Below are 23,280 nucleotides of genomic sequence, written 5' to 3'. Positions count from 1 at the left end.
CCGAAAACGAGGAAATAGAGGACTCCAGTTCCCCTTGCTGGATCAGAAGCCAGCTTTTCAAACAAATAGTGGACTGTAGTTCCGCTGAGAGGTCTCCGGGCTGCACTCGCATGTCCCCCGACCTGAAAGGGAACTGTGAGGCGCTATTTCAGGGAAATCCGCCTTTTCGGCTGGCTTAGTGGAAACTACAGGCTCCTGATATGAACGCACTCTGTCAAGCCCCCGTTTAGTACTAGAGTGATTGAGTGTTTTGTAAGCAAATAACTCGGCGCAGGATCAAAATGCATGCACCGGCTAGCTTCCTGATATTGGCTGGCTTTTCGTCAAAATTAAAATTAAAAAACCCGTGATCATCACGGGTTTAGTTTGTACACTTTTACAGTTTGGAAGCCGAATTTGCGTAAGGACTGCTGGGAGCCTGGAATGTAAATATCAACGCGTTTGCCTTTGATGGAACCACCGGTATCCGTTGCATAAGCATACATGCCGCCTTTTGGCAGGCCGTTGAAATCATAACCTTCTATATAGAGCTTAGATCCAAGTGGAATAACCGATGGATCTACAGCGACGGTTCCGATTCCTAATGGATTCCCCATATAGTCCAATGCTCCAAAGCCTCCATTTTCAGAAGGATCTGCGGAGTAAGCTGTTGACTCAAATAGCTCATAATCAGGTGCGTGATGATTGCCGTCTTTACTTAAGATAGCTAAGTTGCTGCTTGCATCCCACTGAACGGGAATGTCGGAAGCATTGCTTAAGAACCGAAGCGGCACGTAGACACGTCCGTTTTGGAACTCAGCGTGTGTGTCCATCTCGACAGGAGTGCTATCGATTTCGGCCTCTTTTTGACCTGACACCAAGGAAATAGAATGCTTGTCATTGTTCAGTGTGACTTTAATTGCGTCGCCTTCCTTTTGCCATTGTACATCATAACCCAGTTTCTCAGTTACGAAACGGATCGGTACTTGTGTAGCGTGGTTGTCATCCAAATAAGGCTGGGCATCCGGAAATTGAACCAGGTCATCGTTGACTTGCACTTTCACGTCCATACTCGCGGCTGCTGCATAAGCATGTCCCGAAAATGGGGAAAGAAAGCCTCCTGCCAAAACTGTGGCGGACACAGCAAGGCACGCTAACCCTTTTGTAAACATATTCAATTGGTAATCCTCCTTCAAAATGAGCCTCCGAGGTTAGTTGACGGGTTCGGGAAGAAGGTTCTCCCTAGTCTGTTCTGCGTACAGAGCAAATATTCACCCCATGTAAATCGTCCCCCGTACCGGCACTTTGTCTGTGCACCGGACTCGGCTTCAAATATTCTATCATTGATAGAATAAGAGAAACAACGCCCAAAATATGGTTAAAGGTCTTAGACCATACTGGACTTAGGTCTAGGTACAAAAACAGTCGGGAGTCCGTTTTGACGTGAATCCATTTCGGCTACGATAGTAGCATGAAGATTACGCGAAGGGCGGTGCAATAATGAGCATGAATCGATCAAAAAGTTGGGCACTCATTCTGATAGCAGTAGGCTTTCTCATTTGTATGCATCAAGTTGGCATGCATTTTCATGTCATGGGACTACTGGTTCCTGTGGTGATGGTAGGGCTTGGTTATGTGGGGATAACTCATGGCAAGAAGATGGGGTGGCTGATTTTTGGCATTGGCGCTTTGATATTAATTACAAAATTATCTGGATTTCTAGCGATCGTGTTTGCAGTGTGGTTGATGTATTACGGCTATCGCTTGCTAAAAAAACAAAATGATTCGGCGGAGTTCAGACTTTAATCAACAGGAACATAGGGGGTGTGGATCATGAGCGTATTTGATCGAATTGGTAAAATGGCCGATATGGCCTGGCAGGAGGCAGCAAGTAAGCTGGACCTGCATGAACGGGGAGGCGGCCACTCCAGCCATTCCAGCCATTCCAGCCAAGCTGGACACGCGGGAGCATCGCGCGGCATCGCCGAGCTGGAGGAGCGCTACGAGGAGGCGCTGCAGCGAACAATTGAGCTGCGCAAGCAAAGCGTCGACGCGCAGGAGATGGCGCAGCTGCGCGCCGAGCAGGCCGAGCTGGCCATGCGCGCAGGCGACGAAGAGCTTGCGCGCATGGCGCTGCAGGAGAAGCTGCGCTTGGAAGCTGCTTGCGCGCAGTACCGCGCGCAATACGCGAGCAGCCAGGACGTCTGCCTGGCGCTAGCAGACGAGCTGGCGGCGCTGCGTGCAGGCCGCACAGCAGGAACGGGACAGCCGCGAAGCGGGCTGTCCAAGGAAGAAGCTCGCGAAGCATTGCGCGAGCTGGAAGCGACCGGCCGCGAGCTCGGCCGGGAAGCGCTGCAGGGCTTGCGCGTGGCGGGGCGCGTGTCGAAAGAGACGCTGAAGGAGGCTGGCAGCAGCCTCCAGCAGGAGCTGCGCAAGCTTCAGCAGGACTGGCGCGACAAGAAATAAGCCACGCGTGATTGTACTGCGCCGCGCACAGCAGGCGGCGCAGCCAGGTTCCGGCCTCCATTCCTCATGCTAGAGCCTTGCTGGGCAAGGATTTGCATCTTGGAGGCTGTCCATTCTTATGGTATGCTAGGAATCTATATGAACGAATTAATCGGCAGCCAGAGGAGGTGCAGCGATGGGCGAAGAAACCAAAAACAACCGCAACCGGAATACAGCCCTAGTGCTGATTGGCGCCGGTCTATTTTTGCTTCTGGATCATACGATAGGCTTTTTCCCCATTCTTGCGATAATCCTCGTTTTGCTGGGCATTCATCGGGTCCGTTCCCGCAAAGAGCGCAAAGGCTTTGTGCTCATCGGCGTGGGGGCTGTGATTCTGTTTGGTGATCATATTACGATTGTTTTATCGATCGTTTTGATTTCATTAGGATTCTTTTTCATACGGTCCAAGCAAGTGCATAAAGATGATACCTATATTCAGAAGCAGAAGCTGATGGACAGCGTTCGCTTGGGGCGTGAGCCTTGGATCATGCGCAATAGTTCAACGTGGTACATTATCGGGGAAACGTATATCGATCTCTCGCTTGCCATACTAGAGCAAAAGGAAACAACGCTTATTCTGCAAGGTGTGATAGGAGATGTAGATATCAAAGTACCAGATGATATTGGCGTCTCAGTAGGAGCATCCGTTACATTTGGCCAAATTCAGGTCGCAAGTGAGCGTGAGTCAGGCGTAATGAACAAATTACAATGGCAATCGTCCAATTATGAGAGCTGCGACCACCGCGTGAAACTTGTGCTTTCGTATATAGTAGGAGATATTAAAATTAAAGTGATGTAACGTCTAGAGGAGGTTCAGCGCATATTGGACGGCTATAAACGCAGATTAACGAATATGATATGGCGCAGTATGGCTGAATCGATTATTTTTAGTTTTTTTGTATTTGGCGCTATCATCTATTTTATGAACTCAAACAACCTAATCACGCCATTTACGAGCTGGCAAGAAGGTGTGAAATTCGTTTTCATGGCCATCGTGATTATCGGAGGCATTGGCGCAGGGTATGGATACTGGAATAGCTCGCGGATTACACGCCGGCTTGAGCCGCTGATGGAGACGATGATTTTGCTTGAAAAAGGGACCTTCGCCCGCGAAGGCTTCCAGAATGGCGAAGATGAGATCGGGCGTCTTGGCGAGCAACTGGGCCGCATTATGAAACGTTGGGAAGAGCAGGTTACTTCCCTGCAGCGACTATCTAACAATAATGCCGAGCTTGCGGAGAAAGCGAAATTGTCGGCTGTTATTGAAGAACGGCAGCGATTAGCGCGGGAGCTGCACGATGCGGTAAGCCAGCAATTGTTCGCGATTTCGATGACCGCAACGGCTGTTGGCCGGACTTTGGACAAGGATTTCGAGAAAGCCAAACGGCAGATTCACCTGATTGAGGAGATGGCTTCCGTTGCGCAGTCGGAGATGAGGGCGCTGCTGCTTCATTTACGTCCTATCCATTTGGAAGGAAAACGATTGTCCGAAGGGCTTGTTGAGCTTCTCAAAGAGCTGGCGGCCAAAGTGCCGATGGCGATTACGTGGGATATGGACGAAGAGATTCGATTAAATAAAGGCATTGAGGATCACCTGTTCAGGATCGTACAGGAAGCTCTCTCGAATGCATTGCGTCATTCCAAAGCGAATAAGCTCGAAGTTAAGCTGCTGCACCGCGCTGACGGCGTTCGCCTGGCGATCCGCGATGATGGTGTCGGTTTTGAACTGGATGCGAAGAAGCTTACCTCCTACGGCATCGTATCTATGAAGGAGCGGGTTAACGAAATTGGCGGCTCTGTTGACATTATTACGGCTCCTGATCGGGGGACGCGTATCGAAATTCGAGTGCCGATTCTAGCTACAGATGCAGTGGAAAGTGTATAGCGGTTTGAATGATGGTAGTGGAAAATAGGAAAACAGTTCTGCTGACGAGAGGAGAAGCAAATGGACGATACATTGATTAAAGTCTTGCTTGTCGATGATCATGAAATGGTAAGGATCGGGCTTGCCGCTGTTCTGGGAACGGAAGATGGCATTGAAGTGGTCGGAGAGGCCAGCAACGGGCAAGATGGCATTCGATTGGCCCAGGAATATCGACCGGATGTCGTGCTGATGGATTTGGTCATGGAAGGCATGGACGGGATCGAAACAACCCGGAAGCTGCTGCAGCTGTACCCGGAGTGTAAAGTCATTGTGTTGACTAGCTTCTTGGATGATGAGAAAATGTATCCAGTGATTGAAGCAGGAGCCTTCAGTTATTTGCTCAAGACGTCTCGTGCTTCTGAGATTGCTCAAGCGATTCGAGCCGCGGCCAAAGGGCAATCCATTCTAGAGTCTCAGGTTGCCTCTAAGATTATGAACCGTTTCAGACAGCCTAAGGCGGCAGCGGAACCGCATGAAGAGCTGACGGATCGGGAAATGGAAGTCCTGCGGCTGATCGCCAAAGGGAAGTCGAACCAGGAGCTGGCGGATGATTTGTTTATCGGTGTGAAAACAGTGAAATTTCACGTCACGAACGTACTCGCCAAGCTTGGTGTGGAGGATCGAACACAAGCTGCCATCTATGCTTTTAAGCACGGTTTGGCTGAGTAGCAACATGGGACAAGGGAGCGATAAGGATGAATTTTCTCAAGCAATTGTGGAGCTGGTTTGGTTCCATTGCCATTTCTTTTGTTTTAGTCGTATTTCTTGGCGTTTTTGTGTTCCAATCGACCAAAGTAATGGGCCATTCTATGGACCCGACGCTGCATGACAGTCAACGTGTGTATGTATCAAAGCTTTCTCATACGTTCAATTACGAACCTAATTATGAAGACATTGTCATTATTGATTCTAGAGTTGATTTGAAGCGAACGTTCAAGAATGACCTGCTGGACAGTCCTCTGCTCAGCTTATTTACAAAAGGCGATGACAAACACGTGTGGATCAAACGTGTGATTGGGAAGCCTGGCGATCATTTAGAGATGAAAGACGATAAATTGTACCGGAACGGCCAATTGCTCGAAGAGCCGTACTTGAATGAGGCGATGAGAGCAAACGGGAACAAGGAATGGACGGTTCCGGAAGATCACGTATTCGTGATGGGAGATAACCGAAATAACAGTATGGATAGCCGAGTCATTGGATATGTTCCACTCGATCATGTCTTAGGCAAGAAGCTCTTCTAATAAAAAGCGACCCTCTCGGTGAGCATGCAGATGCATGTGCTCATTCCAGAGGGTCGCTTTTTTTTAATCACATCTGTGTATCCAGCAGTATGCCTCTCATCGGTACCGGCAAGTAGGCTTGCAGTTTGGAACGGTATTGCCCGTAAGGTTTTAGGTCAGAACGGGACATTTGAAACAACGCTTCAGTAGGAACTTGCTGCAGCTGTCCAAGATTGTTCGCCAAGGTAGAGGCGAAGCTGGTCAGGCTGTCGAGATTTTTTCGAAAGGAGCCTGACAGGTTGTTGACTTGACCTTGAAGCTCCTGCTCCTGAAACTCAAGGCTGCCATCATCAAGCTTGTTGATGCCGACTTCTTTGAGCGAATACGGCTTAGCGGCTTGCTCTAGCCCGGCAAGAAGGGAACGATTCATGTACGCAGGCGACTCTCGTAAGGACGTCTGAAGTTCATTATATGTATCTACAAATTCACGGATAGGCTCTAGGATGGTTTCACGATTGTTGTCGCCCGGTCTTGCTTGGACCAAGGATTGTGCGGAGAGTTTGGCATTCTGAGCAGTTTGAACGAATCCAGCTACGTTTTGGGCTGCCGCTTTCGCGATTTTTTGATACGGTGATCCCTCGTAAGGCAAATTAAGCTGCTCGCGAACCGTGGTAGATTTACCGCCTGCGATGCCGCGGATTCCGCTAACCCGATAGTAATCCTTATGGGTTTGGTAGCTATTTACTGCTGTTATCGGAGGATAGGCATAAATCATTTCAATCACCCCTTTTCACATAAGTCTAGTATATCATTCGTAGGTATTGGGGTAAATTGGTACTTGTCAGATGGAAGATGAGCAACCAGCTGAGTCATTTCTGCCAGGAACAACATAAGATAGCATTATTGCTTCTTGTGGAGGCGATGCAGCGTGATTCGCAAACGGTTAGCTGCTAACGATGATCGGGCGATTCATCGTTTGATTGTTGAACAGTTAGTACCCTTTTCCAGACAATATCAGTCAGGCGTTTCGATTACTTTTTCGGAAATTCGCAAGCGGCTGAACCACAACAAAACGTTTGTGGCAGCTAAAGGATATAAACAGCCTTATGGATTTATTTCGGTTATTCGCAAATCGAATGTGCTGTTCGTCGATATGCTGGCCGTAGATCCTCGTGAGCAGGGGAAGGGATTAGGGAAAGAGCTCATGAAGATGGCTGAGGAGTATGGGAAAAGTGAGCGCTGCCGCACAGCAGAGCTTTTCGTCGATGACAGCAATCCCAATGCCATTGGCTTTTACTCCAGCAAAGGATATGAGATTGAAGAATATCTCCCTGAGCTAAGCTGCTTTCGAATGAAAAAGAAGCTTGTTCGGTAATACTAGGGCTGCTGATGAGCGAGTCATCGGCAGCCTTTTTTTTCATTCGCTGAACATAGCAGCAACACGATCGATCGGAATATCGATGGCTTCTGGGCCGTTCGGGCCGGGAACTGGACCGCCAAAAAGCGGCATTCCGAAAAAGTTTAACTGTTCGAGTTGCGGCTCTGGGCTGTTTGGAGCTGAGTTTTCTTTTTTTGACTGGACAGATTTCGCTTTGGCAGTGGTTTTACGTTTCTTCTTGGATGTGGTTGAATTAAGCGTTGGGCGAGCCTCTTCATTAAGAATGAGCGTATTTTTCTCCAAGCGGCTTAAAACTCCAAAGATTTGGGAACCATCATTAAGATAAAGTAGAACTGGTTTTCCGTACAGGCTTTTGCAAGCTTTTTCGGTAATCGGATGAATGGGCTGCATAAGACTCTTGGCACCTCCGTATTTGTATGTACTGTAGCCTATTCGGAAGGCCCCATTTCGGTATAGACGAATGTCTAGATCACTATAAGAAATTGTTATAGGGAAAGTTCTCAGAAAAGTTGAATAGCTTGACAATTTTAGGTATGCTAAGCATATTAACTAATCCTAATAGAGAAAGAATGATGCATATATGAGTGGAGCTGTATTTTATATTTTCGGGGCAACCGGCGATTTGGCGAAAAGAAAACTATTTCCAGCTTTTTATAGCTTGTATCGCGAAGGGAAATTAGGAGAAAATTTCGCTGTTGTCGGTCTTGCTCGCAGACCTCGGACGAGTGAACAATTCCGTGATGACGTGAAGCATTCGATTCAGGAATTTGCCCGTTACAAAATTACGGATGATGAGGGATGGACTCGCTTCGCAAGCCGATTCGAGTACATGTCTTTGGACATTAACAACGTGGCCGGCTTCCACGAGTTAAACGTGTTGTCCACAAGGCTGGATGAGCAATATCAAACGGGCGGGAACCGCTTGTTCTACCTGGCTTTGGCGCCGGAACTTTTCGGCAACGTGTCCTACAATCTGAGTGAAGGCGGTTTGCTCAAAACCAAAGGTTGGCACCGTCTTGTGATTGAGAAACCATTCGGCTACGATCTGCCTTCGGCTGAGCGTTTGAACGGTCAACTCCGTCAAGTGTTTGAGGAGAAGGACATTTACCGCATTGACCACTACCTCGGTAAAGAGATGGTTCAAAACATTGAGTTTGTGCGTTTCGCGAACGCCTTCTTCGAGCCGCTATGGAACAATAAATACATAGCAAATATCCAAATTACATTAAGCGAAACAGTCGGTGTTGAAGAGCGTGGCGGATATTACGACCACTCGGGCGCTTTGCGCGATATGGGCCAGAACCATATGCTGCAAATGTTGATGATGATGGCGATGGAGCCGCCTAGCCGCCTGCATCCGGAAGATATTCGCGATGAGAAGGTTAAGGTTCTGCGTTCTTTGCGCCTGTTCGAAGATGGGGATGATGTTCGTGCGAACGTTGTTCGCGGCCAATATTCCAGCGGTTCCAGCAAAGGCAAAACGTTACCGGCTTACCGTGAGGAAGATTCCGTGAACCCGCAATCGACGACGGAAACGTATTTCGCTGCGCGTGTGCATGTCGATAACTTCCGCTGGGCTGGGGTGCCGTTCTACATCCGGACAGGGAAAAGGCTGCCGGTCAAAACAACCGAGGTTGTTGTTGAATTCAAAAACATTCCGAGCAACGTCTATTTGGCTAAAAAGCATGACATGGAACCGAATCTGCTTGTTTTCCGCGTGAATCCGATGGAAGGCATTTACTTGAAAATGAATGCCAAACAGCCAGGATCGGAAGGCGTCATCGTTCCGGTTGCTATGGACTTCTGTCAAAGCTGCCAAATCGGCATTAATACGCCGGAAGCATATGAGCGTCTGCTGTATGATGCAGCCCGTGGAGATTCTACGTACTTCACGCGTTGGGATGAAGTAGCGCTGGCTTGGTCTTATGTAGACCGCATTGCTGCGGCATGGAACGAGAAAACGGATGATCTGAAAGAATATCCGGCTGGATCTTGGGGACCTGAAGAGGCGACTAGACTGCTGACGGATGACGGCTTTAAGTGGTGGCCGATCAACGGTCAAAATGAAGGCGAAGTCGATTGGGAAACCGTTCAAAAAACAACGGTTTTAACTTAAGTAAGCATGTATAACATCCAATAGGCGACTGACGCCTATTGGATTTTTTATGGTATAATAGATCTTACGGAGTAAATCCTTACTATTATACTTGGGGTGCGTTTATGTCACGAAGAGCTTTTATAAGATGGCTGCTTGCAATCGGGGCTGCATTGGTTGGAATAAGTGCTTTTTTTAGTCAAATGGTAAAAAAAAGGTTTATGGCGGAAGATCAGCCAGTCGTATCATCTGCTTCACCTGAGCCCGCTCAAGCTGTGGCGCAGCCTTCGGCCGAACCGTTGCCGACAGGTCCGCTAATGTCCTATTTTATATTAAGCGATCTTCATGTCACCGTAGGTGATCCGCAAACCGTGAAGAAATTGAGGCAAGCGCTCGATGACATTACACATTTCGACGGTCCCGTTGACGCCATTATGTTAACAGGCGATTTAACCGATACAGGAACGGAACGAGATTATAAGGAGCTGCGTACCATTGTAAGTGAGTATAAACTTCCTCCCGTTCATGCGAACATGGGGAATCACGACTATTACACGATTTGGATCAATAAAGCGAATAGCTGGGATCAAGCGGCCGTGCCGAATGGCAAGAGCGATGAAGTCAGCCGGGAGCAATTCAAAAAGTTTTTTGGCTACAAAACGCTTTATAATGATTTTACGACGAAAGGTCACTCTATTTTGCTGCTTTCCCAAGAAGCCTATGTCCAGGAGAAGCCGGAAGTCGGTGAAGGCGCATGGTATTCCGATGAGCAATTGGCCTGGTTCAAGGAACGGGTTAAAGCCCTGTATCAACCAGGAAGGCCTTTGTTCGTTATGACACATCAACCGCTGCCGCCGAATGGGACAGATGGGGGATCTCACCAATTAATCCGCGCAATCCAATTCCGCGAAACGCTGAAGCCCTATAAGAATGTGTTCGTCTTCTGTGGACACCGTCATCAAGATTTCCAGAATGGGACCCCGCATTATGTGCAGGAAACATTCCATTATTTCCATAATGCCTCGGTCGGCAGAACGCTGAACCGTGCGTACCAACAGGAAGCTAAGAATAAATCTCAGGGTATTTATGTCCAAGTATTTGCCGATAAGGTCGTCGTACGTGGAAGAGAGTTCAGCAACCGTACGTTCCTGGATGAGGCGAACTGGAGTATCGATTTGCAGAAAGCCCAAGCTTAATCAATAAGCAGCACCTAGCAGTATCCATGTAAAAGAAGAAGGGAATTAAACTAACAAATGACTACGCAACTCACAAAGCTTCTCGAAACGGAAGTCGCTAAGCGGCGCACGTTCGCGATTATTTCTCACCCGGATGCGGGGAAAACAACACTGACCGAGAAACTGCTGTTATTCGGAGGCGCGATTCGCTTAGCCGGAACGGTCAAAGGGCGCAAAGCCAGCAAGCATGCAACGTCGGACTGGATGGAAATTGAAAAGCAACGTGGAATTTCCGTTACATCCAGTGTGATGCAATTTGACTATGAAGGGCACCGGGTTAACATTTTGGATACTCCTGGTCACCAAGACTTCAGTGAGGACACGTACCGGACGCTGACGGCAGCGGATAGCGCCGTGATGTTGATTGACGTGGCCAAAGGGGTCGAGACACAGACCAAGAAGTTATTCCAGGTTTGCCGGATGCGCGGTATTCCGATCTTTACGTTTATTAACAAAATGGACCGCGAAGGCCGTGATCCGTTCGAGCTTCTTGAAGAGCTGGAGGAAGTGCTCGGCATTCGATCCTACCCGATGAACTGGCCGATTGGGTCAGGCAAACAGTTCTGCGGCGTCTACGATCGCGGTAAGTCGCAGCTGGAACTTTACAATGGCGAGGATCACAAAGATATTGAAGTTCGCAAGGTGGATGGCGTGGAAGATCCGCTGGTTCGCCAAATTGCAGGTGAATTCCTGCATCAGCAGCTGCGCAATGATATTGAACTATTAGACGTAGCGGGCGATCCTTTTGATATGGAAAAAGTGTTGAAGGGCGAGCTTACTCCTGTTTTCTTCGGAAGTGCCGTGAACAATTTCGGTGTGCAGACGTTCCTGGAGAACTTCTTGCAGCTGGCACCAAAGCCAGAGCCGCGCAACAGCACAGTAGGTGTCATCGAGCCAACCAAAGAAAAGTTCTCGGGCTACGTTTTCAAAATTCAAGCGAATATGAACCCGGCTCACCGCGACCGCGTTGCTTTCCTGCGCATTGTGTCCGGCAAATTCGAGCGCGGCATGTCGGTGAAGCATGTCCGTATGGGCAAAGATATCAAGCTGGCTCAACCTCAGCAGTTTCTGGCGCAAGACCGCGATATCGTGGAACAGGCATTCCCTGGCGATATCATTGGTTTGTTCGATCCAGGTATTTTCCGGATCGGCGATTCCCTGAGCGAAGGGGAAGCCATTGTTTTCGACGAGCTTCCAACGTTCTCTCCGGAGCTTTTCAGCAAAGTTTCGATCAAAAATGCACTGAAGCAAAAGCAGTTCCTCAAGGGTATCGATCAGTTGACGGAGGAAGGTATGATTCAAGTCTTCACGACGATCGGTTTTGAGGATATGATTCTCGGCGTCGTCGGCCAACTGCAGTTCGAGGTGCTTGAACACCGGATGAGATCCGAATATGGTGTAGATATTTTGCTGCAGCGTCAGAACTACCAGTTCGCACGATGGATTATCGATGATAAGATCGATCCGGGTAAATTCCGTATTAACTCCCAACTCGTTAAGGATAAAAAAGGGAATTACGTCGGGCTGTTCGAGAGCGAATATGCACTAAGATCCTCCATGGAAAAGAACCCGAATGCGAAGTTTTTAACGAGTGCTCCATAAGACTATAAATAACCTGAAGAGGCTGTGCGCCAGAGTAAAATCTGGTGTGCGGTCTCTTCTTTTTTGGTTGCCGATGGACGGTTTGCTTCATACAATAAGTACGGGTTACGAATCCAGGCGCGCATATCGAAGCAAGCGCGGGACGACGCAGTCAAGCAATTCAGATGGCAGGCAACGGCGCAATCACTGGCCGACTTCTATCGACTGAAGCAGGAGGAAAGACATGAGAAAAATTTTAAAGAAACGGACGAAGGTTAGATACCCCAGATATGTCATGAGCAAGATTGGCAAAACCAGGGCGGTAGAGGCCACAGCAGCGCTAAGGGAAAATGTGCCGACGACGAAATGGATGACAGCAGAGACACTGAAACAAATGCTGGTTCAGCATAAAATGGTCTATATTAAGCCCAACGTAGGTATGTTCGGAAATGGTGTAATTCGAATAGAAATGTCAGACGGCGAGGGAGAAATCATGCCGTATTCGTATCAGCTTGGGGTTCATTTGAAAAGATTTAAAACATTTGAAGACATGTATGCCTCCATCAAGAAGAAGACGGGAAAAGCACCTTATCTGGTTCAGAAAGGGATTCACCTGCTGAAATATAAAGGGAACCGCTTCGACCTCAGAATTATGGTGCAGCAGACACCTTTGCGTGATTGGGAAACAACCGGCGTAATTGGCAGAGTGGCGCATCCGAGCAAAATCGTAACGAATTTTCACAATGGGGGAACGCTGAAGCCGGTGGAAACACTTTTGCAGAGCTACTTGCCTGCGGGTGAGCGAGATGACTACGTCAAGAAGCTGCATGTGCTTGGGAAACGCGTTGCTAAAGCAATTAATACGAAATACCGGGGAGTTAAGGAAATCGGCGTTGATGTCGCTCTGGACAAAGACCTGCATCCATGGATTCTTGAGGTCAATACGAGTCCAGATCCTTACATTTTCCGCAGACTACGGGATAAGCGGATATTTGCGAAAATGCGGAGGTACGCCAAAGCATACGGCCGGTTATGAAATCATAACCGGTCTGTTGTCGTATCGATGAAAGCTTTGTTCGATTTCGTAAACGGAAACCGGAGGACTTAAGAGATAACCTTGGATGGTGGTGCAGGTGGTTTCTCGCAATATTTCAAGCTGGCTCACTTCTTCTACACCTTCAGCTACCACTTGCACGTTAAGGGCGTGACCAAGGTGAATAATGGCATTGGTGATCGCTAGATCATCTTTGTTGCTATGTATATTTTTAACGAAGGACCGGTCGATTTTCAAACAGTGAATAGGAAAATGCTTCAGATAATTCAGCGAGGAGTAGCCGATTCCGAAATCATCGATGGAGATAGAGATTCCTTTGTTGCAGAGCTTCTCTAACACCGCTATGGTGTTTTCCATGTTTTGCATAATCGAGCTTTCCGTAATTTCGAACTCCAGATAAGCAGGATCAATGCCGGTTTGTTCAATGATACGAATGGCTTTATCCGAAAAGTTCTCATCCTGGAACTGGCATGGTGAAATATTGACAGCAACCTGATAGTCTAAAATACCGGCGTCGAGCCATCTCATCTTCTGGAGGCAAGCCTCGCGGAGCACCCATTCGCCAAGGGGCAGAATCAAACCGCTCTCTTCTGCCAGCGGAATGAACTCGTTAGGCGGAATCATGCCGAGCTTGGGATGGTTCCATCGCACCAAAGCTTCCAGACAACTAATTTTGCCGGTAGAGAGTTCAAGGCGTGGTTGGTAGTACAAGATGAGCTGGTTGTCTAAAATAGCCTTGCGCAGCTCGGTCTCCATTTCCATGGAGCTCGTCTGTTGAGGTGAAAGCATGGAATGGTAGGTGACAAGCTTATTTTTGCCTGTGTGTTTGGCGGCCAGAAGTGCTTGGTCAGCTTGCTTCAACGCGTGTTCAGCCGTTGCTGGCGTTAACTCCACGGCACTCATGCCCATACTAACGTTAATGTAACATTCATGTTCCTGAATCATAAACGACTGTTCAAAAAGCTGCTGTACCTGTAAAAGACATTGGGACAACTGTTCCTGATGGTGTGCGTGTATAACAAGCGCAAATTCATCATCCCCGGATCGCATGGCGAGACTGCAATTAGGAAGGGAGCGCAGTCGATGAGCGACTTCGGCTAACAGAAGATCACCGGACGCATAACCGAGTGAGAAATTGATATGTCGAAACCGGTCAATATCCAAGGTAAGAATAGTTTGAATTTGTGCTTCGCGCACAGCTCTGCTATGGCGTTTTACCGCTTTTTTGATCAAAATTAAAAGGTGACTTCGAGTCACTTTTTTCGTGCTCCGCCGAGTTGATGAGGCCAAGTGAAGAAGGCGTTGGGCTACATTCATTGTGATCACTCTTCCCACATCATAGTTGTCCATGTAACCTTAATCATAAAACGAAAGACAAGGAATAGGCAATATAATAAATTAGATCATTTTACAGAAATTAGTCGTTTTTTGTTAGTTTTATTCGTTGGAAATTGGTGTTGGTATCGAAATGTGAGATGAATATTTTTTGGCTGTGACGTATTGACAAAAAGTGCTCTTGAATGAGAAAATGTACGCGTGTACATAAATGATTTCAGTAATGAATAATGGAGGCTTCTACATGGTGACTAGAAAAGAGGTTGCTGAATTGGCCGGTGTTTCCGAAGCGACCGTTTCCCGTGTATTCAATGGGCTCGGGCCCATGAAGCCTACTACCAAGGCGCGTGTTCTGGAAGCGGCTAGCCAGCTGAATTATCATCCGAATGCGATTGCGCAAAGCTTTGCACGAAGACGCAGCGGAAATCTCGGTGTGGTGCTTCCTTATATGCCTAAGGTGCATCTGTTCTCAGCGTATTATTTTGCGGAAATCTTAAGCGGGATCGGCGAGCAAGTAAGAGAGCAGGGGTATGACTTGCTTCTATCGTTGCTCAAGCCGGATGAAAGTTTGGACTACGCAAGGCTCTACCGATCGCAGAAAGTGGATGCTTGTGTCATTCTGGGGGCAAGAGATACACCGGAGCAGCGAGAATCGCTTCAACAGCTGCAGGAGCAGGGGCACCCCTTCTGTTTGGTGAATCAGCATTTTGAAGGTTTAGCCTTTCACGAAGTGGATGCCGATCATGTTGATGGCAGTTATCAGGCTGTTCGCCATTTGCAAGAGGAGGGCTACAAGAAGATTGCCTTCTTGAACGGCTCGCCGGAGTACTCCAATTCGGGGGACAGACTTCAAGGCTATCTGAAAGCCATGTACGATGCAGGGCTTGAGACGCCACATGAGATGCTGCTTGAAGGCAATTACAGCCGGAAAAGCGGTTATGAAGCAGCGGAGAAGCTATGGGCACAGCGGGGACAGGTGGAAGCGGTATTTGCCGCCAATGATCGCATGGCTGTCGGCCTGATGCAAGGACTCCGGGAAAAAGGTTGGGTGGCAGGTCGCGATTTTGCCGTTGTGGGCTGCGACGACTCCGATGCCGCCAAACTGAGCGACCCACCGCTCAGCAGTATTAATGTGCCATTTTACGAGATGGGAAAAGAAGCGGCACGAGGTGTATTAGCTCGCGTCATGCAGGGGGAAAGTGTGAATTCTCCCAATGTTAAGCTGCCAACCCAACTCATCATCCGTCAGTCATCTAAGAGCTGTTAGCTTATATAAGGATAGAACGATTAACCACTTAAGGAGGTTTTCAATGTTATGAAATCATTCAATATTGGTATGGTCGGTTATAAGTTTATGGGCAAGGCGCACAGCCATGCTTATAAGGATTTGCACATGTTTTTCCCGCAGACGGCGGTGCCGAACATGAAGCTCATCTGCGGTCGCGATGAGAACGGTGTCAAAACCGCAGCCGAGCAGTTCGGCTGGGATGGTTATGTCACCGACTGGCGTGAGCTGGTCACGCATCCCGATATCGACATCGTCGATATCAATGCTCCCAGCGACGCGCACAAGGAAATCGCGCTTGCAGCGGCCAAAGCTGGCAAGCATCTGTTCTGTGAGAAGCCGCTGGCGCTGACCCTTGCGGATGCAAGGGAGATGCTGGAGGCGGCTGAAACCGCTGGGGTGAAGCACATGGTCGGCTTCAACTATCGGTTTGCTCCTGCGGTGCAGCTCGCGAAGAAGCTGGTCGAGAGCGGTCGACTCGGCGAGATCTATCACTTCCGCGCCTGGTTCCTGCAGGACTGGATCGTAGATCCGACGTTCCCGCTGGTGTGGCGCTTGCAGAAGGAAATTGCCGGCTCTGGCTCGCATGGCGACTTGGGCGCGCATCTGATCGATCTGGCGCATTTCCTGGTCGGCGATATGACAGAAGTCATCGGCATGAGCGAGACGTTCGTGAAGGAGCGTCCACTGCCGAGCTCCATGACAGGACTTAGCGCCAAAGGCAGCAAGGATGCGCCGCATGGACCGGTCACCGTGGATGACGCGACGTTGTTTATGGCCCGTTTCGCAAATGGGGCGCTGGGCAGCTTCGAGGCAACGCGGTTTGCAGCCGGTCACCGGTGTACGAATTCTTTTGAAATTAACGGCAGTAAAGGCAGTGTGAAGTTTGATTTTGAGCGCTTGAACGAGCTGCAGGTATATTTTACAAGTGATGATGAGGATGTTCAGGGGTTCCGCCGTGTTCTGGCAACGGATGCGCCTCACGCTTATATGGATGCTTGGTGGCCGGCTGGACACACCATCGGCTATGAGCACACGTTCGTGCACGAGGTTGTGGAGCTAATGAATGCGCTTACGGAAGATCGTCAGCCGGTTCCGAATTTTGTGGATGGCGTGAAGTGTCAAGAGGTGCTGGAAGCCGTGGATCAATCCATTGCGCAGCGCCGTTGGGTGAAAATTAGCGAGGTTTAAGGGTTCGTAATCAGAAGCGGAGAGGAGCTTGAGCAAGATGAGTAAACAAGCATTGATTGTCTGGGGTGGCTGGGACGGTCATCAACCTGAGGAAGTAGCTGGGATTTTTGCGGGGGTATTGCGCGAAGAAGGTTATGGCGTGGAGGTATCTGATACGCTGGACAGCTTCAAGGATGCGGAACGCTTGAAAAGCATTGATCTCGTTGTGCCCGTATGGACGATGGGGAAAATTGAGAAAGAGCAATTGGCCCCTTTACTTGCCGCAGTGAAAGAAGGCGGAACCGGGATTGCCGGCTGCCACGGCGGGATGGGGGATTCCTTCCGGAATGAAGTCGAATACCAATACATGGTCGGCGGTCAATGGGTCGCTCATCCGGGTAATGACGGTGTTACCTATACTGTGCGGATCAAAGATCGTCAGCATTCTCTGACAGAGGGAATTAACGATTTCGTCGTCGTCTCTGAAAAATATTACATGCATGTCGATCCTGCTATTCAGGTTCATGCGGTGACAGATTTCGGCGATGTGGAGATGCCGGTGGTTTGGACCAAAACCTATGGCGAAGGCAAAGTGTATTATAACTCGCTTGGCCATCAAGCGAACATCGTACGGATGCCGGAAACACTTGAGCTTATGCGCCGCGGCTTGCTGTGGGCGACACGATAACGAAGAGGAGGAGCGGAAAGATGAGTAAAAAGAAGGTTGGTATTATTGGTTGCGGAAATATTAGTGCTGCTTATATGAAGAATATTCCTAACTTTGAGCATTTGGAGCTGCTCGCTTGCGCGGACATTGATTTGGGTAGAGCGAAGGCGCGGGCGGAGGAGTTTAATATTCCTCACGCGTATTCGGTTCAGGAGCTTTTGAATGATCCGAATATTGACATTGTCATCAATCTGACGATTCCGGCTGCACACGCTGAAGTATGTATTCAGGTATTGGAAGCGGGCAAGCACGTCTATGTGGAAAAGCCGCTAGCGGTTACGCGCGAAGAGGGCTTGCGCATTCTGGAGGTAGCTCGCCGTCAAGGATTGTCGGTCGGCAGCGCGCCGGATACATTCCTCGGCGGAGGTATTCAGACATGCGTGAAGCTGATCAATGACGGTTGGATCGGTACACCGATTGCCGCAACGGCGTTCATGATGGGCAAAGGTCACGAGCATTGGCATCCGGACCCTGAGTTTTATTATGCAAAAGGCGGCGGCCCTATGTTCGATATGGGTCCTTATTATCTTACAGCATTAGTAGCTCTGCTAGGACCTATTCGCCGTGTAACAGGCTCGACAGGCATCAGCTTCCCGGAGCGTACAATTAAGAGCGAGAAAAAACGCGGACAAAAGATCACGGTTGAAACGCCAACGCATATTGCGGGCGTGCTTGATTTCCATAGCGGCGCCATTGCCACGCTGGTTACAAGCTTTGATATTATGGGCGGCACGCAGCTGCCGAACATTGAAATCTATGGCAGCCATGGCTCTTTGCGCGTACCGGATCCTAATACTTTTGGCGGTCAGGTGATGATCCGTAAAAATGGTTCCGACTGGGAGCCGATTCCATTATCCCATGGCTACAAAGAAAACAGCCGCGGTTTGGGTGTTGCGGCCATGGCGCAAGCGCTCATCAGCGGTGAGAGTGAAGCGCACCGTGCGAATGGCGAGCTGGCGTACCACGTGCTTGAAGCTATGCATGGCTTCCACGACGCAGCGAGCGAAGGCAAGCATTATGTAATGCAAAGCAGCTGTGAAAGACCGGCACCTTTGTCGCCGGACACTGTGCTGTAGCAATTATCCCTTATTCATTATCCTCCTCTTGGATTAGAGGGGGATTTTTTTGTTTGATGCAGGGGAGGGCACTGATCAGTGTGGACGATTCCCTAAGGTTTCACTGTTAGACAAAACTGGAAAAACTACCGTTAATGTACACTGATCGGTCGCAGGGATTGGAATAGCGGTTGATACTCAAGCTAAATGATTGATTTTGAGCGAAACAATAGCAGATATGTAGAAATTTGAGGTAGAAATCCAGATAATTAGGTGAAGATGGATATATTGTGGGAATTAGCAGGAGTAATCGGCTTTACTTGGTGTGAAGGTAGAGTACATCAGGCTGTCGAGTACGAATATGCAGCTAAGGGATTGCATGAAGCAGCCCCCTAGCCGATGGTAGGGATTTGAGGTCAAGGGAGATGCCCTTTTAAGGTTTCAACGAGTTCATTTTGGATATTGGCTTCACTATGCTGCCATATAATTTCGAAAAGCACACCTAGCCCGGGCAATACCCTTTCTTCCCCGCCAATCGAATCTTCAATAATTTCTTGAAGTTCGTCATTGGATTTATTTTGGACTCTCTGGACGATGGCCTGTCTTAATGTAATGTTCATTCGTTCGTGGACCTCGCTTCCCTTTCGTTATCGATACTAATATGCGCAAGTTGATGGCGGTTCATCCTTCACCTTCGCCTCTTTCCGCGCACAGTGAGTTTACAGATCGCAAGTATGTTATAATTTAAAATCATATTGGGAACTTGGAGGAAACGCCAACCTATGAGAAAACAATTTGCCATTATTGGCATGGGAAGATTCGGGTCCAGCATTGCCAGAACGTTGTCACAATTAGGTTTTGAAGTCATGGCCATTGATTCTCGTGAAGAGACTGTGCAAGAGATCTCATCGATCGTCACGCACGCGGTACAAGCGGATTCAACGGATGAAGAAGCGCTCCGGGCCCTGGGAATACGCAATTTTGACGTTGTCGTAGTCGCCATTGGGGAGGACATTCAAGCGAGTATCTTGACCACATTAATTCTCAAAGAAATGGGAATACCTACGGTTGTTGTGAAAGCTGTGAATGACTTGCATGGGAAGGTGCTTAAAAAAATCGGCGCTGACAAGGTCGTCTATCCAGAGAGAGATATGGGACAGCGTGTGGCGCATCACTTGATCTCGTCTAATATTGTTGATTACATAGAATTGTCCTCAGATCACAGCATTGTGGAGATTCAAGCCTCTCGTCATATGATTGGTAAAAATCTGAAAGAACTTGATATTAGGGCCAAATACGGCTGCAATGTGATAGCGATTAAACAGAATGACAAGCTGATTATTCCGCCAAGTGCGGAGGAAAAGCTGCGATCTGATGATATTTTGGTTGTCGTTGGAAAAAATTCGGATCTTCAAACGTTTGAAGTGACTTTTGCAGAGTAGGTAGAGGAAATGACACATACGGAAATTATGTCTGTTCAAAACGCCCGCGTGAAAGAATGGGCACAGCTTTTGGAGCGCAAGGGTAGGGACAAGCAAGGGAAATACATCATCGAGGGTCACCATCTTGTTGAGGAAGCTCTGCGTGCGGGGGCCTCTGTCGAAACCATTATCTTTAGCTTGGAAAAAGGGTTGCCTGACGGTCTGGCTGCGCTGGCATCGCCAGGCATGGTAGAATGGGTCGGCGTCAGCCAAGCCGTTCTGGAGAAATGCACGGACACGCAGACGCCGCAGGGCGTGCTGGCTGTTGTTGCTCGGCCGCAGCTGGGCATGGACGAGCTGCTCGCTGGCGAGCATGATCTTGTTGTGGTCCTGGACGGCATCCAGGACCCGGGCAACCTCGGCACCATCATCCGCAGCGCGGATGCGGTCGGTGCCAAAGCGGTTGTGCTCGGCCGCGGCACGGTCGATCTGTACAATCCCAAGACGATCCGCTCGACGATGGGATCGATGTATCATCTGCCGATTGTGGAGGCAGATCTGGGGCTTTTGCTGCCGCGCGCGCGTGAGCGCGGCGTGAGGCTCGTGACCACGAGCCTGCAGGCGCAGAGCTCGTGTTACGACACGGACCTGCGGCAGCCGACGTGGCTGATTCTCGGCAACGAGGGCCGGGGCGTGTCGCCGGAGGTTGCTGCGCTGTCGGATGTGCAGGTCATCATCCCCATGCAGGGGAAGGCGGAGTCGCTGAATGTGGCGATGGCGGCTACGGTATTGCTGTTTGAGGCTTCGCGGCAGCGGTTGATGTAGCTTGTGGCCATTCATTGCTGTGAGTTGTAATTCACTTTGTCACCGTTTGGAACGTAATTTTGTCACTACTAAGACTAGTCCCGATGTGGCTTGAAGCCATGATACATCGGGATTTTTTACGTGCAATGCGATTAGGAAGTAGCATGAATTTAGAGTGAGAGCGAATAGAAGCATGTTACATTTAAATGGTGGGTAATATCCACCAAATACCCGAGCCTCAATGTAATTTGCTCTATAATGCTCCCTCACTCTACATAAAAATTCCATTAAATAATAAAAACCCTTCCATTCAAGGAAGAGTCTGAACACCGAGACATCTTGGTATTAACCATTTCTTACTAACCGTGAACAGTTCTCAACATGTGTGGATTTGTACAAAAAAGATGTCAATGATTTAATCCCTCGCGCTTTCGATTCGTCTTAGTTTCTCCGTATCCCGAGCTGCAGATGAACCGAAGAAGCGAGAGTACTCTCGATTAAACTGTGAGGGACTTTGATAGCCAACATGATATGCGGCACTTGCTACTGGATAGCCCTCAAATGCAATGAGGTTCCTAGCCTCCAAAAGCCTTAATTGCTTTTGAAATTGAATAGGACTTAAACCCGTTGCCCTTTTAAACTGACGGTGAAAGGTATTTATAGCCATACCAGATTTTGATGCCATATCACGGATGTCTATTGGCCTCATAAAATTTTCGCGAAACCATTTTACAACCTGGGAAATTTTAGATAAATTACTTTCCAGCAACCCAAATTGCCTCAGATTCCATCCTTGTGGTCCCATCAGAACGCGATAAAGGATTTCACGCTCATAAGCTGGTGCAAGAGCTGGAATATCTTTTGGTATTTTAGATAATCGCAATAAGCGCAGCCATGCCGCCATAAATTCATTGTCTATTTCACAAGCTGTGAAATGCTCGGAAGCAGTTGGGATTAGATTTTCAGGGAGATCTCTTAATAAACTCTGAAGAACATCCTGATTCAACCTAAGACCAAGGGACATGTAAGGACGGCCATCACGATCTGAGTGTACACTCGCTGTTGCAGGAACATGTACCGGTAACACGTAATAGGATGGCCCTTTCAGGTCTGTGCAACGCTCCCCGATGGAAAGGATCTTTGTTCCTTGAACCGTAAAACCAATCATAGGCTCGTAGAGCGCTGCAAGTTGATGTGCGGGAATGTCTCCCTTAATCATACTTAGCCCTGGTACTCCGGTTTCAATTGGTCGAGTGCCTGCACTTTTCATTAGATCAATAATTTCATCATGGATTATATTCATACTCTTATTTTATAACACGAATTCTTATTCCTCAACACCACTCTGAAGTGATTTGGCACTTTTAGGCTCTTATTGTGATAAATATTAAGGTTGATCCTGATTCATCGAAAGGGTCTATGGTGTTTTTAGGCAATAAGAAGGCATGATTAGATCTATATTATTTCAGCAGATACGACTAAAATTGAATCTAGATCGAACACAAAAAAGGAGAGATCTTATGAAAATTGCAATTGTAACAGGTGGAAGTAATGGGATTGGAAAAGCGACGGCTCTTGGGCTTGGCAAGCTCGGAATTAGCGTCATTCTCACATACAATTCCTATAAGGACCGGGCGGAAGCTGTCGTTAAGGAAATTGAGAAGAATAGTGGAGTTCGGGCATTAGCATTGAAGTTGGATCTGACTCAACTATCATCATTCGAAGGTTTCGTTTTAGAAGTGAAAAAGAACCTTAAAGAAGTTTGGAACAGAACGACTTTTGATTACTTAGTTAATAATGGCGGCATTGGCGGGCCAATGATGTTCTCTGAAATGAGCGAAGAATATTTCGACAAGATTCTTAATACGAACTACAAAGGACCGATTTTTTTAACACAACAGCTTGTCGGATTCATGGAGGACGCTGGAGCTATTGTAAATACCACGAGCTCATCCAAAAACCAATCATTTCCAGGCTACTCCGTCTACGGCTCGTTAAAAGCAGCATTCTCAACTTGGACTCGTTACATCGCCAAAGAACTTGCACCTCGTCAAATTCGGGTCAACGCAGTTTCGCCCGGTCCTACGCACAGCAATTTTGGCGATGGAGTATTCGATAAACATCCTGAATTCATTAAGCCTCTGGCTGAGCAATCAGTATTTGGCAGAATCGGCCAACCCGAAGATATTGCTAAGGTCATTGTGAACTTATTGTCTGATGATTTCAGCTGGGTTACAGCCCAGGACATTGAAGTGTCTGGCGGACATTTGCTTTAAAAATGCTGTCCGCTTGAGCAATGACGATTAGAAGAGATAAAAAGGGTGTTCCATCGTTATTTTCAAGACTTATAGGGGAACCCCGTTTAGATTGCAGAAAAGGGTAGAATTGCATAACAAAATGATCCATAAAATCGACGTAAAACTGGGACAAATAGTCTGCATTGAGGTTGGCAGAGACTTATAAATCCACAATACGCGTTTATTGAACA

Annotated in this window: 25 protein-coding genes and 1 riboswitch; of the genes, 19 read left to right on the top strand and 6 right to left on the bottom strand. The window is 48.2% G+C overall.

The window, feature by feature from the left end; genetic code table 11:
• Positions 1-353: 353 nt before the first annotated feature.
• A complete protein-coding gene (locus PCH02S_RS36690) occupies positions 354-1,151 on the bottom strand; it encodes a stalk domain-containing protein (RefSeq protein ID WP_307719932.1) in 798 nt (265 codons plus the stop codon).
• A gap of 13 nt (positions 1,152-1,164) precedes the next feature.
• Positions 1,165-1,317: riboswitch (cyclic di-AMP (ydaO/yuaA leader) on the bottom strand.
• A 162-nt stretch (positions 1,318-1,479) separates the two neighbouring features.
• Here PCH02S_RS36690 and PCH02S_RS11840 point away from each other — a divergent pair.
• The 6 genes from PCH02S_RS11840 (at position 1,480) to lepB (ending at position 5,652) form a co-directional block, all read left to right on the top strand.
• Entirely contained in the window at positions 1,480-1,785 is a 306-nt protein-coding gene (locus PCH02S_RS11840; RefSeq protein ID WP_127453170.1) for a LiaF transmembrane domain-containing protein, read from the top strand.
• Between the two features lie 27 nt (positions 1,786-1,812).
• Positions 1,813-2,445 carry a PspA/IM30 family protein gene (locus tag PCH02S_RS11835; RefSeq protein WP_127453169.1) on the top strand — a complete coding sequence of 211 codons (633 nt, stop codon included), beginning with the start codon at positions 1,813-1,815 and terminating at the stop codon, positions 2,443-2,445.
• A gap of 175 nt (positions 2,446-2,620) precedes the next feature.
• Positions 2,621-3,283, top strand: a complete 663-nt coding sequence (liaF, locus tag PCH02S_RS11830; RefSeq protein ID WP_127453167.1) for a cell wall-active antibiotics response protein LiaF — start codon at positions 2,621-2,623, stop codon at positions 3,281-3,283.
• Between the two features lie 24 nt (positions 3,284-3,307).
• Complete coding sequence (locus tag PCH02S_RS11825; protein WP_127453165.1) at positions 3,308-4,369, top strand: sensor histidine kinase; 1,062 nt, start codon at positions 3,308-3,310, stop codon at positions 4,367-4,369.
• 60 nt (positions 4,370-4,429) lie between these two features.
• Entirely contained in the window at positions 4,430-5,077 is a 648-nt protein-coding gene (locus tag PCH02S_RS11820; protein WP_127453164.1) for a response regulator, read from the top strand.
• Between the two features lie 26 nt (positions 5,078-5,103).
• Positions 5,104-5,652 (top strand): signal peptidase I, encoded by a 549-nt coding sequence (lepB, locus tag PCH02S_RS11815; RefSeq protein WP_127453163.1) that lies wholly within the window; start codon positions 5,104-5,106, stop codon positions 5,650-5,652.
• 67 nt (positions 5,653-5,719) lie between these two features.
• On the opposite strand, the gene PCH02S_RS11810 is transcribed toward lepB, so the two are convergent.
• Positions 5,720-6,406, bottom strand: a complete 687-nt coding sequence (locus PCH02S_RS11810; protein ID WP_127453161.1) for a hypothetical protein — start codon at positions 6,404-6,406, stop codon at positions 5,720-5,722.
• Between the two features lie 153 nt (positions 6,407-6,559).
• On the opposite strand from PCH02S_RS11810, the gene PCH02S_RS11805 reads away from it, so the two are divergent.
• Complete coding sequence (locus PCH02S_RS11805) at positions 6,560-7,006, top strand: GNAT family N-acetyltransferase (protein WP_164819534.1); 447 nt, start codon at positions 6,560-6,562, stop codon at positions 7,004-7,006.
• A gap of 42 nt (positions 7,007-7,048) precedes the next feature.
• Here PCH02S_RS11805 and PCH02S_RS11800 read toward each other — a convergent pair whose 3' ends face one another.
• Positions 7,049-7,420 carry a hypothetical protein gene (locus tag PCH02S_RS11800; protein ID WP_127453157.1) on the bottom strand — a complete coding sequence of 124 codons (372 nt, stop codon included), beginning with the start codon at positions 7,418-7,420 and terminating at the stop codon, positions 7,049-7,051.
• Positions 7,421-7,610: 190 nt separating this feature from the next.
• On the opposite strand from PCH02S_RS11800, the gene zwf reads away from it, so the two are divergent.
• From zwf to PCH02S_RS11780, 5 genes are all read left to right on the top strand, one after another.
• Positions 7,611-9,146 carry a glucose-6-phosphate dehydrogenase gene (zwf, locus tag PCH02S_RS11795; RefSeq protein WP_127453155.1) on the top strand — a complete coding sequence of 512 codons (1,536 nt, stop codon included), beginning with the start codon at positions 7,611-7,613 and terminating at the stop codon, positions 9,144-9,146.
• A 104-nt stretch (positions 9,147-9,250) separates the two neighbouring features.
• On the top strand, positions 9,251-10,321 hold the full coding sequence (locus tag PCH02S_RS11790; protein WP_127453153.1) for a metallophosphoesterase family protein: 1,071 nt from the start codon (positions 9,251-9,253) through the stop codon (positions 10,319-10,321).
• A 57-nt stretch (positions 10,322-10,378) separates the two neighbouring features.
• Positions 10,379-11,962: a peptide chain release factor 3 gene (locus PCH02S_RS11785; RefSeq protein WP_127453151.1), complete on the top strand. Its 1,584-nt coding sequence runs from the start codon at positions 10,379-10,381 to the stop codon at positions 11,960-11,962.
• A 24-nt stretch (positions 11,963-11,986) separates the two neighbouring features.
• Complete coding sequence (locus PCH02S_RS35720; protein ID WP_164819533.1) at positions 11,987-12,220, top strand: glycosyltransferase family 4 protein; 234 nt, start codon at positions 11,987-11,989, stop codon at positions 12,218-12,220.
• Positions 12,186-12,977, top strand: coding sequence for a YheC/YheD family protein (locus PCH02S_RS11780; protein ID WP_127453149.1), 792 nt, complete (start codon positions 12,186-12,188; stop codon positions 12,975-12,977). The genes PCH02S_RS35720 and PCH02S_RS11780 overlap by 35 nt, the downstream gene beginning before the upstream one ends.
• On the opposite strand, the gene PCH02S_RS11775 is transcribed toward PCH02S_RS11780, so the two are convergent.
• Positions 12,972-14,252 carry a putative bifunctional diguanylate cyclase/phosphodiesterase gene (locus PCH02S_RS11775; RefSeq protein ID WP_164819532.1) on the bottom strand — a complete coding sequence of 427 codons (1,281 nt, stop codon included), beginning with the start codon at positions 14,250-14,252 and terminating at the stop codon, positions 12,972-12,974. The genes PCH02S_RS11780 and PCH02S_RS11775 overlap by 6 nt on opposite strands.
• 322 nt (positions 14,253-14,574) lie before the next feature.
• On the opposite strand from PCH02S_RS11775, the gene PCH02S_RS11770 reads away from it, so the two are divergent.
• The 4 genes from PCH02S_RS11770 to PCH02S_RS11755 are packed head-to-tail and all read left to right on the top strand — an operon-like array spanning position 14,575 to position 18,588.
• Positions 14,575-15,597: a LacI family DNA-binding transcriptional regulator gene (locus PCH02S_RS11770; protein WP_127453145.1), complete on the top strand. Its 1,023-nt coding sequence runs from the start codon at positions 14,575-14,577 to the stop codon at positions 15,595-15,597.
• 48 nt (positions 15,598-15,645) lie between these two features.
• Complete coding sequence (locus tag PCH02S_RS11765; RefSeq protein ID WP_127453143.1) at positions 15,646-16,806, top strand: Gfo/Idh/MocA family protein; 1,161 nt, start codon at positions 15,646-15,648, stop codon at positions 16,804-16,806.
• A gap of 37 nt (positions 16,807-16,843) precedes the next feature.
• Complete coding sequence (locus tag PCH02S_RS11760; protein ID WP_127453141.1) at positions 16,844-17,473, top strand: ThuA domain-containing protein; 630 nt, start codon at positions 16,844-16,846, stop codon at positions 17,471-17,473.
• A 20-nt stretch (positions 17,474-17,493) separates the two neighbouring features.
• On the top strand, positions 17,494-18,588 hold the full coding sequence (locus tag PCH02S_RS11755; protein ID WP_127453139.1) for a Gfo/Idh/MocA family protein: 1,095 nt from the start codon (positions 17,494-17,496) through the stop codon (positions 18,586-18,588).
• A 395-nt stretch (positions 18,589-18,983) separates the two neighbouring features.
• Here the strand turns inward: PCH02S_RS11755 and sspI are convergent, their stop codons facing one another.
• A complete protein-coding gene (sspI, locus tag PCH02S_RS11750; RefSeq protein ID WP_127453137.1) occupies positions 18,984-19,187 on the bottom strand; it encodes a small acid-soluble spore protein SspI in 204 nt (67 codons plus the stop codon).
• Between the two features lie 162 nt (positions 19,188-19,349).
• Here sspI and PCH02S_RS11745 point away from each other — a divergent pair, with 162 nt between their 5' ends.
• Complete coding sequence (locus PCH02S_RS11745; protein ID WP_127453135.1) at positions 19,350-20,009, top strand: potassium channel family protein; 660 nt, start codon at positions 19,350-19,352, stop codon at positions 20,007-20,009.
• Between the two features lie 9 nt (positions 20,010-20,018).
• Positions 20,019-20,813 carry a TrmH family RNA methyltransferase gene (locus PCH02S_RS11740; protein WP_127453133.1) on the top strand — a complete coding sequence of 265 codons (795 nt, stop codon included), beginning with the start codon at positions 20,019-20,021 and terminating at the stop codon, positions 20,811-20,813.
• Between the two features lie 394 nt (positions 20,814-21,207).
• Here PCH02S_RS11740 and PCH02S_RS11735 read toward each other — a convergent pair whose 3' ends face one another.
• Entirely contained in the window at positions 21,208-22,095 is an 888-nt protein-coding gene (locus PCH02S_RS11735) for an AraC family transcriptional regulator (protein ID WP_127453131.1), read from the bottom strand.
• 217 nt (positions 22,096-22,312) lie between these two features.
• On the opposite strand from PCH02S_RS11735, the gene PCH02S_RS11730 reads away from it, so the two are divergent.
• Complete coding sequence (locus tag PCH02S_RS11730; RefSeq protein WP_127453129.1) at positions 22,313-23,068, top strand: SDR family NAD(P)-dependent oxidoreductase; 756 nt, start codon at positions 22,313-22,315, stop codon at positions 23,066-23,068.
• The last annotated feature ends 212 nt before the right edge of the window (positions 23,069-23,280 follow it).

The sequence above is a fragment of the Paenibacillus chondroitinus NBRC 15376 genome, from assembly GCF_004000765.1.
In the GTDB taxonomy this organism is placed as follows: Bacteria; Bacillota; Bacilli; order Paenibacillales; family NBRC-103111; genus Paenibacillus_E; species Paenibacillus_E chondroitinus.
The sequence above is the reverse complement of the archived record's forward strand: the minus strand, read 5'-3'. Positions and strand labels throughout refer to the sequence as shown.

Bases quoted from the DNA above. Each gene is read 5' to 3' on its own strand.
- PCH02S_RS36690 (WP_307719932.1), bottom strand. From the start codon at position 1,151: ATGTTTACAAAAGGGTTAGCGTGCCTTGCTGTGTCCGCCACAGTTTTG.
- PCH02S_RS11840 (WP_127453170.1), top strand. From the start codon at position 1,480: ATGAGCATGAATCGATCAAAAAGTTGGGCACTCATTCTGATAGCAGTA.
- PCH02S_RS11835 (WP_127453169.1), top strand. From the start codon at position 1,813: ATGAGCGTATTTGATCGAATTGGTAAAATGGCCGATATGGCCTGGCAG.
- liaF (WP_127453167.1), top strand. From the start codon at position 2,621: ATGGGCGAAGAAACCAAAAACAACCGCAACCGGAATACAGCCCTAGTG.
- PCH02S_RS11820 (WP_127453164.1), top strand. From the start codon at position 4,430: ATGGACGATACATTGATTAAAGTCTTGCTTGTCGATGATCATGAAATG.
- lepB (WP_127453163.1), top strand. From the start codon at position 5,104: ATGAATTTTCTCAAGCAATTGTGGAGCTGGTTTGGTTCCATTGCCATT.
- PCH02S_RS11810 (WP_127453161.1), bottom strand. From the start codon at position 6,406: ATGATTTATGCCTATCCTCCGATAACAGCAGTAAATAGCTACCAAACC.
- PCH02S_RS11800 (WP_127453157.1), bottom strand. From the start codon at position 7,420: ATGCAGCCCATTCATCCGATTACCGAAAAAGCTTGCAAAAGCCTGTAC.
- zwf (WP_127453155.1), top strand. From the start codon at position 7,611: ATGAGTGGAGCTGTATTTTATATTTTCGGGGCAACCGGCGATTTGGCG.
- PCH02S_RS11790 (WP_127453153.1), top strand. From the start codon at position 9,251: ATGTCACGAAGAGCTTTTATAAGATGGCTGCTTGCAATCGGGGCTGCA.
- PCH02S_RS11785 (WP_127453151.1), top strand. From the start codon at position 10,379: ATGACTACGCAACTCACAAAGCTTCTCGAAACGGAAGTCGCTAAGCGG.
- PCH02S_RS11780 (WP_127453149.1), top strand. From the start codon at position 12,186: ATGAGAAAAATTTTAAAGAAACGGACGAAGGTTAGATACCCCAGATAT.
- PCH02S_RS11770 (WP_127453145.1), top strand. From the start codon at position 14,575: ATGGTGACTAGAAAAGAGGTTGCTGAATTGGCCGGTGTTTCCGAAGCG.
- PCH02S_RS11765 (WP_127453143.1), top strand. From the start codon at position 15,646: ATGAAATCATTCAATATTGGTATGGTCGGTTATAAGTTTATGGGCAAG.
- PCH02S_RS11760 (WP_127453141.1), top strand. From the start codon at position 16,844: ATGAGTAAACAAGCATTGATTGTCTGGGGTGGCTGGGACGGTCATCAA.
- PCH02S_RS11755 (WP_127453139.1), top strand. From the start codon at position 17,494: ATGAGTAAAAAGAAGGTTGGTATTATTGGTTGCGGAAATATTAGTGCT.
- sspI (WP_127453137.1), bottom strand. From the start codon at position 19,187: ATGAACATTACATTAAGACAGGCCATCGTCCAGAGAGTCCAAAATAAA.
- PCH02S_RS11745 (WP_127453135.1), top strand. From the start codon at position 19,350: ATGAGAAAACAATTTGCCATTATTGGCATGGGAAGATTCGGGTCCAGC.
- PCH02S_RS11740 (WP_127453133.1), top strand. From the start codon at position 20,019: ATGACACATACGGAAATTATGTCTGTTCAAAACGCCCGCGTGAAAGAA.
- PCH02S_RS11735 (WP_127453131.1), bottom strand. From the start codon at position 22,095: ATGAATATAATCCATGATGAAATTATTGATCTAATGAAAAGTGCAGGC.
- PCH02S_RS11730 (WP_127453129.1), top strand. From the start codon at position 22,313: ATGAAAATTGCAATTGTAACAGGTGGAAGTAATGGGATTGGAAAAGCG.